The organism is Paraburkholderia sp. A1BS-2L, assembly GCF_051125205.1.
GTDB lineage: Bacteria > Pseudomonadota > Gammaproteobacteria > Burkholderiales > Burkholderiaceae > Paraburkholderia.
This window is the reverse complement of the sequence record NZ_CP120429.1, coordinates 301,148-313,967: the sequence shown is the minus strand read 5'-3', so window position 1 is coordinate 313,967 and position 12,820 is coordinate 301,148. Positions and strand designations below refer to the sequence as shown.

The 12,820-nt window shown below is 66.5% G+C and carries 12 protein-coding genes; 11 read left to right on the top strand and 1 reads right to left on the bottom strand.

The genetic code is table 11. The features are described 5' to 3' along the window. Window positions 1-15 precede the first annotated feature (15 nt). The 5 genes from P5W98_RS16210 to P5W98_RS16190 are packed head-to-tail and all read left to right on the top strand — an operon-like array spanning window position 16 to window position 4,801. Entirely contained in the window at window positions 16-810 is a 795-nt protein-coding gene (locus P5W98_RS16210) for an ABC transporter permease (protein WP_421026982.1), read from the top strand. A gap of 52 nt (window positions 811-862) precedes the next feature. After that, window positions 863-1,192, top strand: a complete 330-nt coding sequence (locus P5W98_RS16205) for a (2Fe-2S)-binding protein (RefSeq protein ID WP_421026983.1) — start codon at window positions 863-865, stop codon at window positions 1,190-1,192. Further along, window positions 1,189-2,613 (top strand): NAD(P)/FAD-dependent oxidoreductase, encoded by a 1,425-nt coding sequence (locus P5W98_RS16200; protein WP_421026984.1) that lies wholly within the window; start codon window positions 1,189-1,191, stop codon window positions 2,611-2,613. The genes P5W98_RS16205 and P5W98_RS16200 overlap by 4 nt, the downstream gene beginning before the upstream one ends. After that, complete coding sequence (locus tag P5W98_RS16195) at window positions 2,606-3,742, top strand: NAD(P)/FAD-dependent oxidoreductase (RefSeq protein ID WP_421026985.1); 1,137 nt, start codon at window positions 2,606-2,608, stop codon at window positions 3,740-3,742. The genes P5W98_RS16200 and P5W98_RS16195 overlap by 8 nt, the downstream gene beginning before the upstream one ends. Window positions 3,743-3,754: 12 nt before the next feature. Next, window positions 3,755-4,801 (top strand): ABC transporter substrate-binding protein, encoded by a 1,047-nt coding sequence (locus P5W98_RS16190; protein WP_421026986.1) that lies wholly within the window; start codon window positions 3,755-3,757, stop codon window positions 4,799-4,801. An 83-nt stretch (window positions 4,802-4,884) separates the two neighbouring features. Here P5W98_RS16190 and P5W98_RS16185 read toward each other — a convergent pair whose 3' ends face one another. Next, on the bottom strand, window positions 4,885-5,505 hold the full coding sequence (locus tag P5W98_RS16185; RefSeq protein WP_421026987.1) for an alpha/beta fold hydrolase: 621 nt from the start codon (window positions 5,503-5,505) through the stop codon (window positions 4,885-4,887). Window positions 5,506-5,822: 317 nt separating this feature from the next. Here P5W98_RS16185 and hutC point away from each other — a divergent pair, with 317 nt between their 5' ends. From hutC to hutG, 6 genes are all read left to right on the top strand, one after another. Then, complete coding sequence (gene hutC / locus P5W98_RS16180) at window positions 5,823-6,536, top strand: histidine utilization repressor (protein ID WP_421027105.1); 714 nt, start codon at window positions 5,823-5,825, stop codon at window positions 6,534-6,536. Window positions 6,537-6,800: 264 nt separating this feature from the next. Continuing rightward, complete coding sequence (gene hutU / locus P5W98_RS16175) at window positions 6,801-8,489, top strand: urocanate hydratase (RefSeq protein ID WP_421042689.1); 1,689 nt, start codon at window positions 6,801-6,803, stop codon at window positions 8,487-8,489. Further along, window positions 8,486-9,175, top strand: coding sequence for a HutD/Ves family protein (locus P5W98_RS16170; protein WP_421025304.1), 690 nt, complete (start codon window positions 8,486-8,488; stop codon window positions 9,173-9,175). Before hutU ends, P5W98_RS16170 begins: the two co-directional genes overlap by 4 nt. A gap of 36 nt (window positions 9,176-9,211) precedes the next feature. After that, window positions 9,212-10,438: an imidazolonepropionase gene (gene hutI / locus P5W98_RS16165; RefSeq protein WP_421025305.1), complete on the top strand. Its 1,227-nt coding sequence runs from the start codon at window positions 9,212-9,214 to the stop codon at window positions 10,436-10,438. A gap of 35 nt (window positions 10,439-10,473) precedes the next feature. Beyond that, window positions 10,474-11,874, top strand: a complete 1,401-nt coding sequence (locus tag P5W98_RS16160) for a formimidoylglutamate deiminase (RefSeq protein ID WP_421025306.1) — start codon at window positions 10,474-10,476, stop codon at window positions 11,872-11,874. 50 nt (window positions 11,875-11,924) lie between these two features. Further along, on the top strand, window positions 11,925-12,734 hold the full coding sequence (gene hutG, locus P5W98_RS16155; RefSeq protein ID WP_421025307.1) for an N-formylglutamate deformylase: 810 nt from the start codon (window positions 11,925-11,927) through the stop codon (window positions 12,732-12,734). Window positions 12,735-12,820 lie beyond the last annotated feature (86 nt).

Sequence of the window (12,820 nt, the reverse complement as noted above, 5' to 3'; positions counted from 1 at the left end):
GTCGGATTACACATCATGCGCAAAAACGGACTGCTCGCTCTCACGTTCCATAGCCTGGTCATCCTGTTCGTGCTGGCGCCGCTCGTCATCGTCATTCTCGTGGCCTTTACGCCCGACGAAACCCTGACGCTGCCCACGCACGGTTTTTCGCTGCGCTGGTTCCGTGCCATTCTCGACTACCCGGACTTCATCACGGCATTCTTCAACAGCCTGAAGCTCGCCTTCGCCTCGGCCACGCTCTCGCTCGCCATCGCGCTGCCGGCCGGGCTCGCGATTGGCCGCGCGCGTTTCCCGGGGCGCGGTTTTCTCAACGCGCTGCTGCTTTCCCCGCTCGTGATACCGGGCCTCGTGCTGGGCATCGCGCTGCTGCGCTTCTTCGCGCTGATCGGCGCAACCGGATCGTTCGCCTGGCTGATTCTCGCGCACATGATCATCATCACGCCGTTCGTGATGCGGCTCGTGCTCGCCTCGGTGAGCGGCCTCGACCGCAGCATCGAGCATGCGGCCTCGTCGCTCGGCGCGAACGCGTGGACCACGTTCCGTCGCGTCACGCTGCCGATGATCGTGCCCGGCATCACGGGCGGGTGGCTGCTCGCGTTCATCAATAGTTTCGATGAACTGACGATGTCGATCTTCGTGACGTCGCCGCAGACCGTCACACTGCCCGTGCGCATGTACATGTACGCGACCGAATCGATCGACCCGATGATGGCGTCCGTATCGGCGCTCGTTATTTTTATTACCGCGGGCGCGATGCTGCTGCTCGATCGCGTCTACGGGCTCAATCGCATCCTGATAGGGCGGCACTGAACGCAGTGCCGATACTTCGCCTGACTTTTTGACGCCAGCCAGTTGACCGCATATGAGCACCGTCACGCCGCTTCCCTTTGCCCAGTTTGTCCGTGTTGCCGAAACGGCTCGCGCACGCGTGTCCTTCGTTCTCGACGGCGTCGAGGTCGAGGCGCTCGCGGGCGACACGCTGCTCACCGCGATCCTCACGCAGCAGCGGCGCGTGCGCCGCAGCGAATTCAGCGGCGCGCCGCGCGCGGGCTTTTGCCTGATTGGCGCGTGCCAGGACTGTTGGGTCCGCTGCGAGGACGGCACACGGCTGCGCGCTTGCTCGACGCCGTTGCGCGAAGGCATGCGTGTGCTCACGCAAGACAATCCGGATAACGAAGGAATTGGGAAATGAGCACGATGACTCCTCGTATCGTTATCGTCGGGGCGGGGCCGGCCGGCATTCGCGCTGCACAGACGCTCGTCGCCGCTGGCCTGCGGCCGACCGTGATCGACGAGAACGCGCGCTGGGGCGGGCAGATCTATCGCCAACCCGAGGCGGGCGGCGGTTTTTCGCGCACCAGGGCCGCGCTCTACGGCTTCGAGGCGACGAAGGCTCACGCGGCTCACGAAGCCATGGCACAGATTCTTTCGAAGATCGACTACCGGCCCGATACGCTCGCCTGGTCGTGCGAGCCCGGGCGGATCGAGACCTTGGGCGAGGGCAGGGAAGCGAGCGTGCCGTGGTCGCATTTGATCATCGCGAGCGGCGCGACCGACCGCATCGTTCCGCTGCCTGGCTGGACCCTGCCCGGCGTCTATACGCTCGGCGGCGCACAGGTCGCGCTCAAGGCGCAAGGCTGCGCGATCGGCCATCGTACCGTGTTTGCAGGGACCGGCCCTCTGCTCTATCTCGTCGCTTACCAATACGCAAAAGCGGGTGCGCAGGTGGCTGCGGTTCTCGACACCAGCCCGTTCTCGCGCCAGGCCGCTGCCGCGCCCGCGCTGCTCAATCAACCGGCCACGTTCGCGAAGGGCGTTTATTACGTGGCCTCGCTCAAGGCGCGCGGCGTGCGTGTCGAGCATGGCGTGTCTCTCGCGGCCATCGATGGCCGCGAGGCCGTCGAAGCGGTTCGCTGGCGCTCGGCCAAAGGTGTCGAGCAGCGTCTCGCATGCGACGCCGTCGGCCTCGGTTACGGCCTGCGTCCGGAAACGCAGCTCGCCGATCTTGCGGGCTGCCGCTTCGGCTTCGATGCGCTCAACCGCTGCTGGCTGCCCGAGCGCGACGCGGCAGGCCGTAGCTCCTTCGAAGGGGTCTATCTCGCGGGCGACGGCGCGGGAATCGCGGGCGCGGATGCAGCGGAACTGGCGGGCCGCCGTGCCGCGCTCGCCGTGCTCGAAGACCTCGGCATCGCATCGGCGGGGCAGTCGCACGATGCGGCCACCATCGAGAAACGTCTCGAACGCATCGCGCGCTTTCGTGCGGGTATCGAGCAGGCCTTTGCGCCGCCCGCCGATTGTGCCGCCAGTTGGCCCGACGATCTGACCGTCTGCCGCTGCGAGGAAGTGAGCGCGGGCACGTTGCGCAGTTGTATCCGCAGTGGCCTTGCAACGGAAGTCAATCGTCTGAAGGCGCTCACGCGCATCGGCATGGGACGCTGCCAGGGACGCATGTGCGGCGAATCGGCCGTGGCGCTGCTCAGCGCGGAAACCGGCAAGCCGCTGCACGAAGTGGGCCGGTTGCGTAGCCAGGCGCCCATCAAGCCGATCCCGATTTCACCCATGCTGTTCGAGGACGGCGTTCAGGTCGTCGACGAGGAAGCCCACGATGAATGACACACGCCATTTCCAGGTGGTGATCGCGGGCGGCGGGCTCGTGGGTGCTTCGGCGGCGCTCGCGCTCGCGCGCAAGGGCTTGAGCGTGGGCCTGTTCGAGCGCCGCTTTTGCGGCGCGCAGGCAAGCGGCGTGAACTACGGCGGCGTGCGCACCCAGGGCCGTTCCGCCGAGCAGTTGCCGCTGGCGGTACGGGCCCGGCGCGTCTGGAGCCGTCTGCCCGAACTGATCGGCATCGACGGGGAGTTCGTTGTATCGGGGCATTTGCGCCTCGCGCGCCGCGAGAGCGACATCGAGGCGCTTCACGCATGGTCCGCGATGGCGCGCGAACACGGTGTCGAGTCGCAGGTCATGAGCGGCGACGCGTTTCGCCGCCGCTACCCGTGGGTCGGCAAGGCCGCGATAGGCGGGTCGCTGTGCGCGAGCGACGGCCAGGCGAATCCGCGTCTCGTCTCGCCCGGCTTCGCGGCGGCGGCGCGCCGCGCGGGCGCGCACGTGCAGGAGCAAACCGCGCTCGGCAACCTGAGCTTTGATGGGCGCCGCTTCCAGATGCGCGCTGGCGAAGCACGCATCAGCGCCGACTGGTTCATCAATGCCGCCGGCGCCTGGGCCAACACCGTCGCGGGCGCATTCGGGGAGGTGGCGCCGATGAAGCCGATTTATCCGAACATGTGGGTGACCGAGCCGCTGCCGCGTTTTATTCAGCACAACCTGGGCGTGTATGGCGGCGGCGTCTACGCGCGCCAGGTCGAGCGCGGCAACTGCGTGATCGGCGGCGGCCGCGGACACGGCGACGGCGAGTACGCGCAGCCTTCCAGCGATACCACGCGCGCCGTCATGCGCGAAGCCTGCGCGCTGCTGCCCGGACTGCGCAACGCGTTGCTGATTCGCACCTGGAGCGGCGTAGAAGGCGAAACGCCGGATAGCAATCCCATCATTGGCCCCAGCCATACCACGCCACGCTTGCTGCACGCCTTCGGCTTTTCCGGCGGCGGCTTTTTGCTCGCGCCGGGCGTGGGTGAAGTTCTTGCTGAGCTCGTCATCGAAGGCACAGCGAGCACGCCCATCGAACCGTTTTCAATCGGCCGCTTCACCGAGCCTTCCGTTCATGCCGCTCTCCCCATCCAATAAGGAGTCCACTTGATGAAATTCGCACGCACATTGGCTTCGCTGGCTGCGCTTTGCGCCTTGGGTCTTTCCACCTCTGCCTGGTCGCAGACGAAGACGATCTATATCGGCATGAACGGCGGTCCGATGGAGAAGGCCTACACGAGCCAAGTCCTGCCCGACTTCGAAAAGGCCAATAACGTCAAAGTCGTGGTCGTGCCGGGCACGTCGTCCGACGTGCTGGCCAAGCTCATGGCGAACCGCAACAGCCCGCAGATTCATGTGGCTTTCCTCGACGACGGCGTGATGGCGCGCGCGGTCAGCATGGGCGTGTGCGAGAAGCTCGACGATTCGCCGGTGCTCAAGGAACTGTATCCGTTCGCGCGCATGAAGGGCGACATGGGCGCGGGCGTGCAACTCGGCATGACCGGCATCGGCTACAACACCAAGCTGTTCGCCGAGAAAGGCTGGGCGCCCCCCACTTCATGGCTCGATTTTGAAAATCCCAAGTACAAGGGCAAAGTGGTGTTCCAGTCTGCTTCCAGCAGCACCTTCGGGCTGCACGGCTTTCTGGCCATCAACCGCCTGATGGGCGGCAGCGAGAACAACGTCGAGCCGGGCTTCACGAAGTGGCCGAGCACGGTGGGGCCGAACGTCGTCGAATATATTCCGAACTCCGCCAAGCTCTCGGAGATGATCCAGACGGGCGAGGCCGGTATCTTCCCGCTCACGCCCACTGCCGTCGGCGACCTGAAGGATAAGGGCTTGCCCGTGGCCTATGCGAATCCGAAGGAAGGCGCGGTGCTGCTGCTCGTCGACCTGTGCGTCGTGAAGAACAATTCCGATCCGCAACTCGCGCAAAAACTCGCGCAATTCCTGCTTTCGGCGCCTGCTCAAAGCAAGGCCGCGGCTGCCGGCAAGCAGATTCCCACCAATCAGAACGCGACCATGCCGCCGGACATGCAAAAGAGCCTTGGCGACCTCAACCAGCTCGTGAAGAAGGTGACGGTGGTGGACTGGGACGTGATCAACCAGCATCGCGCACAGTGGGATTCGCGCTGGAACCGGCAGATCGAGCAATGAACTGACGCGTGCATGGATGCCGCTCGCCATGCACGCGTCTTGTGACGGCAGCGACGCGTAGCCAGACCGGTCTCGGGCGCTGACTACGCGGCGACGCCCGCTTGCAGGAAATCGTCGACGAGCGGTGCAAGCACGCGCGCATGCTCGCATGCGAGGTCGTGGCCGCCGCCGTTCACCACGTCGAGCTCCGAGTTCGGCAACAGTTCGAGCAGTTTTTCGCCGACGGCTAGCGGGCTGATGGGATCCGCGTCGCTCCACAGCAGCATGACCGGCTGCTGGACATACGCAAGCTCGCTCGTGAGGTCCTCGCGCAAGGTGAGGAACCAGTCGGGCAAGTGCGGGTTTTGCGCGGCGAATTCCTCGCGCCAGTCGCTCGCGCCGAGCGCCTGGGTGTCCAGGCCGCCCGAGGTGGCGGCAAGCACCAGATGCGTGACGAGCGCCGGCTTGGCCAGCGCGGCACGCAACGCGAGCACGCCGCCCATCGACTGGGCGATCAGCGCGCTAGGCCGGTCGATCTGCTGGACGATCTGGCGCACGAGATCCTCGAAATTCTCGACCTCGGGGTCCGCGGGTGCGCCGCCGAAACCCGGATAAGTGAGGAAGCGACGCTCGGCGGGATGCTCGAGCTGGTCTGCGAGCGGCTGCCAGAACGCGGGATCGCCCGACGCGCCGGGCAGGAACAGGAGTTGGGTGGGAGCGTTCACGTTGGAAGGCCTGTAGCGTGGGTCTTGCGGATTCCGCGCAGTTGCGGTCGCGGGCTGCGCCGCCGGGTCGCCGTTGAGGCGTCGCCGCCGGAGTGGGAGCCGCCGATCTTAGCACGGGCCCAGGCTCGCGCCGCCTCGCGCGGGGCGGAACGGGCGAGGCATCGGCGAACGCATGGACCAACACGTGCGGCACGACCGATCGCTGACGGTACAATGTGCCCCGGTCAGGTTGGCTTTGCCCGAGCGCAGCGCTCGTGCCCAGTTGAAAACAAGGCCGAAAGCCGGGCAATGCGCCCGCCCATTTCCAGATGACGATTATGCAAAACAAGCCGGCGCGCGGCACGCCTTTGCCCGCATACGAACAGATCAAGCGCCACGTCCTCGCCCAGATCGAAAGCGGCGCGCTCAAGCCGGGCGACGTCGTGCCCTCCGAAACGGAGATGGTCAAGGAGTTCGGTGTTGCGCGCATGACCGTTTCGCGCGCGCTGCGCGAACTCATGGCCGAAGGGGTGCTGAACCGCGTGCGCGGTTCGGGCACCTATGTCGCGCCGCGCCAGTACGAATCGACGGTCCTGCAGATCCGCAACATCGCCGATGAAATCGCCGCGCGCGGCCATCGCCACACGGCGCGCGTGCTCGCGCTGGAATCCAGCGAGGACCCGAATGCCATCGCCGCGCTCGAACTCGACGCCGGGCCGGCGTTTCATTCGCGCATCGTGCACTACGAAGAGGGTGAGCCGATTCAGTACGAGGATCGCTACGTCAATCCCGAGGTATTTCCCGACTATCTCGCGCAGGATTTCACGCTCGAAACGCCGAACAATTACATGGTGCGCCTCGCGCCCATTCAGCGCGCGGAGTTCCGCATCTACGCGCAAAAGCCGGACGCGCACGTGCGCCAGCATCTCGCCATGGAAATCGGCGAGCCCTGCCTGTTGCTGCTGCGCCGCACGTGGGTCGGCAAGCACGTCGCGACTTCGGTGCGGCTCTGGCACCCGGCTTCGCGCTTCCATCTGGCCGGCACCGTCTGAAATGGCGCGGCTTCGCGCCGCTGCCATCATCTTGTCTAGTCAATAGGCGCCTTCGTCCGGCGTTCCATCCCTTCTATCCCTTGAGTCCCCGCTGGAAAACCCGCCAGGGTAATTCCCTACGCTTGTTTTGTCGAAACGAGTTGTATATACAACTTGGCGGCGGTAGACTGGTGCTCACGTTGCCGCGACGCCGTTTCCGGCCATCGCCCGGTGTGGGCAGAAGGGCCTGGGCCGCGCAAGAACTTCTATCCCGAGACGAATGCCATGAACCATCCGAACTTCACCGATCCCCGCCTCGACCCGAGCCGCACGATCCGCGCACCGCGCGGCAGCGAGAAGGTGTGCAAGACCTGGCTGGCCGAAGCCGCGTACCGCATGATCCAGAATAATCTGGACCCGGAAGTGGCCGAGCACCCGCACGCGCTGGTGGTGTACGGCGGCATTGGCCGCGCCGCGCGCAACTGGGAATGCTATGACCAGATTCTGGCGTCGCTGAAGGACCTGAACGAAGACGAAACGCTGCTGATCCAGTCGGGCAAGCCGGTGGGCGTGTTCCGCACGCATGCCGACGCGCCGCGCGTGCTGCTCGCGAACTCGAACCTCGTGCCGCACTGGGCCACGTGGGAGCACTTCCACGAACTCGACCGCAAGGGCCTCATGATGTACGGCCAGATGACGGCGGGCAGCTGGATCTACATCGGCTCGCAGGGCATCGTGCAGGGCACCTACGAGACGTTCTTCTCGGTGGCGAACCAGCACTTCAAGGGCGACCCGTCGGGCCGCTGGATCCTCACGGGCGGCCTGGGCGGCATGGGCGGCGCGCAGCCGCTGGCCGCGACGATGGCGGGCTTCTCGATGATCGCGGTGGAATGCGACGAGACGCGCATCGACTTCCGCCTGAAGACGCGCTACGTGGACCGCAAGGCCAGGACGCTCGACGAGGCGCTGGCCATCGTCGAGGAAGCGAAGAAGGCGGGCAAGCCGGTGTCGGTGGGCCTGCTGGGCAACGCCGCCGACGTGTTCGCCGAGTGCGTGGCACGCGGCATCACGCCGGACTGCGTGACGGACCAGACGAGCGCGCACGACCCGATCAACGGTTACCTGCCGCAGGGCTGGACGGTCGAGCAGTGGCGCGAGGCGCAGAAGGTGGCGCCGGAAAGCATCGTGAAGGTGGCTAAGCAGTCGATGGCGCACCAGGTGAAGGCGATGCTGACGCTGCAGGAACGCGGCGCGGCGACGCTCGACTACGGCAACAACATCCGCCAGATGGCGCTGGAAATGGGCGTGGAGAACGCGTTCGACTTCCCGGGCTTCGTGCCGGCGTACATCCGCCCGCTGTTCTGCGAGGGCAAGGGCCCGTTCCGCTGGGTGGCGCTCTCGGGCGATCCTGAGGACATCTACAAGACGGACGCGAAGGTCAAGGAGCTGATTCCGGACGATCCGCACCTGCACAACTGGCTGGACATGGCGCGCGAGCGCATCGCGTTCCAGGGTCTGCCGGCGCGGATCTGCTGGGTGGGCGTGAAGGACCGCTATCGTCTGGGCCAGGCGTTCAACGAGATGGTGAAGAACGGCGAGCTGAAGGCGCCGATCGTGATTGGCCGCGACCACCTGGACACGGGTTCGGTGGCAAGCCCGAACCGCGAGACGGAATCGATGAAGGACGGCTCGGATGCGGTGAGCGACTGGCCGCTGCTGAACGCGTTGCTGAATACGGCGGGTGGCGCGTCGTGGGTGTCGCTGCACCATGGCGGCGGAGTGGGCATGGGCTTCTCGCAGCACTCGGGCGTGGTGATCGTGGCGGACGGCACGCAGGCGGCGCACGAGCGTCTGGGCCGTGTGCTGCTGAACGATCCGGCGACGGGCGTGATGCGTCACGCGGATGCGGGCTACGAGCTTGCGCAGCGGACGGCGCGCGAAGCCGGGCTCAAGCTGCCGATGCTGGGCCGATGAGCATCGCCCGCGAGGTAGACGAAGCGGGCGCCGCGCGGCTCACGCTGCTGCGCGGGGCGGATCTCGTGGCGTCGCCGTGGAAGAACGGCGGCGGCGTCACGCGCGAGATCGCGCTCGCGCATCTGCCGGGCGCCGTGCCGGGCCAGGCCGCCGATGGGTTCGCATGGCGCGTGAGCGTGGCGGACGTCGGGCAGGCCGGCCCGTTCTCGCGTTTCGACGGCGTGGCGCGCACGCTGGTGCTGCTCGAAGGCGCCGGCATGGTGCTCGACGAGACGGCGGCGGACGGCGGTGCGCCGGTGCGCACGCATACGCTGACGCAGGCGCTCGATGTTGCGCGCTTCGACGGCGAAGCGCCGATCGATGCGCGCCTCGTCGACGGGCCCACGCGCGACTTCAACCTGATGGTGCGCCGCGACGCGGCGCGCGCGCAGTTCGAAGTGTGGCGCGAGAACGTGGCGCGCCGCATCGAGGCCGACACCGTGCTGCTCTATTGCGCACAGGGCGAAGCGAAGGTGCGCGTGAATGGCGGCGAGCTCACGGCGCTCGCGGCCGGCGACACGCTGCGCATCGACACGACGCATTTGGCGCGTGCTGTGCGGATCGAAACGCGAGGCGAGGGCGCACTGCTCGCCATGGCCCTCGACATCGTGAACGCGCAAGCGAATCGAGAACCTTCGAGAACCTGATAGCGACGCGGCGCCTCGCAGCGCCGCGCAATCTCCATGAACCAGACTGTCTGGCATCACCTGAAGCTGTGCCCGCAGGGCGACCCCCGGCACACCATCGAAGACGCGGCCATCGCCGTCGAGAACGGCAAGATCGCGTGGCAGGGCGCGGCGGCGTCGTTGCCGGCGAAGTTCGCGCAGTGGCCGCGCGAAGACCTCAAGGGCGCGTGGGTGACCCCGGGCCTCGTGGACTGCCACACGCACCTCGTGTACGGCGGCCAGCGCGCCGACGAATTCGCGCAGCGCCTCGCGGGCGTGAGCTACGAAGAGATCGCGCGCAATGGCGGCGGCATCGTCTCGACGGTGCGCGCAACGCGCGCCGCAAGCGAAGCGGAGCTCTACGCGCAATCGGCCGCGCGCCTCGAGCCGCTGCTCGCCGAGGGCGTCACTGCCGTCGAGATCAAGTCGGGCTACGGCCTCGAACTCGCCGCTGAGCGCAAGATGCTTCGCGTCGCGCGCCAACTCGGCGAGCGCTATCCGGTCACGGTGCGCACGACCTTCCTCGGCGCTCACGCATTGCCGCCCGAATTCGCGGGACGCGCCGACGACTATATCGACGAAGTGTGTAATCGCATGCTGCCCGCGCTGGCCGACGAAGGCCTCGTCGATGCGGTGGACGTTTTCTGCGAACGCATCGGCTTTTCGGTCGCGCAGAGCGAGCGCGTGTTCGAAGCCGCCGCGCGCCGCAATCTGCCGGTCAAGATGCACGCGGAGCAATTGTCGAACAGCGGCGGCGCGGCGCTGGCTGCGCGTTACGGCGCCTTGTCGTCGGACCATCTGGAGTTTCTCGACGAAGCCGGCGTGGCGGCGATGAAAGCCGCGGGCAGCGTCGCGGTGCTGCTGCCGGGCGCTTATTACTTCATTCGCGAAACGCAATTGCCGCCGCTCGACTTGCTGCGCCGCTACGAGGTGCCGATTGCGATCTCGACAGACAGCAATCCGGGCACGTCTCCGACCACGTCAATACTGCTCATGATGAATATGGCGACCACGCTGTTCCGCATGACCGTGCCCGAGGTGCTGCAAGGCGTGACGCAACACGCGGCGCGTGCGCTCGGCGACGCCGAGCGGCACGGCACGCTCGCCGAAGGACGCCCGGCGGACTTCGCGGTGTGGGACGTGCAATCGCTCGCGGAACTGGCTTACTGGATCGGCCGGCCGCTTTGCGCACGCGTCGTGCGCGGCGGCAAGACGGTCTTCGAGCGTCGCTCGAAGACGATTTGAACGCATGAATTGAACGCTTGAAGCAGGCATCGACTATGAATTCCAACTCACGCGCGCTGTTCGCGACGCACGCCTGGCTACCGCAAGGGTGGCGCCGCAACGTGCTGCTCGAATGGGATGCGGCGGGCAACCTCCAACGCGTCCAGGCCGACCTTCCGGCCGCGCCCGCGGGCGTCGCCCAGGCGTCAGGCCCGCTCATGCCAGGCATGCCTAATCTTCATTCGCACGCTTTTCAGCGCGCGATGGCCGGACTCACCGAATACCGCGCGAATCCTACCGACAGCTTCTGGAGCTGGCGCGATCTGATGTATCGCTTCGCTGCGCGCATCACGCCTGACGATCTCGGCGCGATCGCGCGCTGGCTTTACGTGGAAATGCTCAAGGCCGGCTATACGTCGGTCTGCGAATTCCACTACGTGCATCATGCGCACGACGGGCAACGCTATGCCAACCCGGCCGAGCTTGCACAGCGCGTGGTCGATGCCGCGAGCGAGACCGGCGTGGGCATGACCATGCTGCCCGTGCTCTATCAGTACAGCGGTTTCGGCGCGCGTGCGCCGCGCGACGATCAGCGGCGCTTCATCAATACGCCTGAGCAACTGCTCTCGATCATCGAGGCCGTGCGCGGCGAGCGGCCCGAGCATGGCGCATTGCGCTACGGCGTGGCGCCGCATTCGCTGCGCGCGGTCTCGCAGGCGTCGCTGTGCACGCTGCTCGAGGGTCTCGATGCAGCGTTGCCGGGCGCACCCGTGCATATCCATATCGCCGAGCAAACCGCCGAAGTCGACGCTTGCGTCGAGACCGAAGGCGCGCGCCCGGTGCAATGGCTGCTCGATCGCTTCGACGTGAACGCGCGCTGGTGCCTCGTGCATGCCACGCATGTTGACGCTCAGGAGACCAAGGCGCTCGCGAAGAGCGGCGCGGTGGCGGGGCTGTGCCTCACCACCGAGGCGAATCTCGGCGACGGCATTTTCCCTGCGCACGACTATCTCGACGCGCAGGGCGTGTTCGGCGTGGGTTCGGACAGCCATATCGGCGTGGACTGGCGCGCGGAACTGCGCCTGCTCGAATATGGGCAGCGTCTCGTGCGGCGCGAGCGCAACGTGCTGGCCGCGCCGCAGGCGGCGAACGTGGCGGACCGGCTGTTTGCCGCCGCGCTCGCGGGCGGCGCACGCGCTGCAGGCCGCGCAGTGGGCGCGCTCGAAGCGGGCGCGCGCGCCGACTGGATCGTGCTCGATCCGCAGCATCCCGATCTCGCGGAAAAGACGCCGCAGACGTGGCTCTCTTCGGTCGTGTTCTGCGAGCATGGCGAAACGCCCGTGCTCGACGTCTACACTGCCGGCGAGAAAGTGGTCGAAGGCCGGCGTCATCGCGCAGAAGAGCGCCTTTACGCGGACTATCGCAAGACGCTTGCGCGTTTGCTGGCCGACACATGAACGCAGCAAGCTCGACGATGTGCGCTGTAATCCACTGAACGGACCGACTCATGACAGACCTCTACACACTCGAGCGCGGCGACGCGCCGCTCATCGTTTCGATCCCGCATCTGGGCACGTCCATCCCCGAGTCGCTGCGCGGCCAATATACGGATGTGGCCCTGAGCCTCGCCGATACCGACTGGCATCTCGATCGCCTCTACGCCTTCGCGAAGTCGCTGGGCGCGACGATTCTGGGCGCGCGCGTCTCGCGCTATGTGATCGACCTGAACCGTCCACCCAACGACGAAAGCCTGTATCCGGGGCAGACCACTACGTCGCTGTGCCCGACCGAAACGTTCCGCGGCGAGCCGCTCTACCGTGACGGTTGCGCGCCCGATGCCGCCGAGCGCCAGCGCCGCGTGGCCGCGTACTGGCAGCCGTATCACGATACTTTGCATGCCGAACTGAAGCGTCTGCGCGGCAAGCATGCGAACGTGCTGCTCTGGGAGGCGCACTCGATTGCGAGCGTGTTGCCGCGTCTCTTCGAAAGCAAATTGCCCGACTTCAATATCGGCACGCAGGAAGGCCGCACCGCGCATGCATCGGTGCAGGCACGCGTCGAACTGGCTGCGGCAGGCAGCGGATACACGTGGGTGGCGAACGGGCGCTTCAAGGGTGGCTATATCACGCGCCATTTCGGCGCGCCGCTCGACGGCGTGCATGCGGTCCAGCTCGAAATGTGCCAGTCCACCTATATGAACGAGCATGCTCCGTTCGACTACGCGCCGGCGCTGGCCGACAAGGTCGAGCCGGCGTTGCGCGAGATGGTGAGTGGCGCGCTCGACGCCGTGAAGGCGCTGAATGCCGCGATCGCCTGAAGACGGAACGTGTACGCAATAAAAACCGGCTCTGGATCATCGATCCAGAGCCGGTTTTTTCCTTTCGGAAACCCGTTCGGAAATCC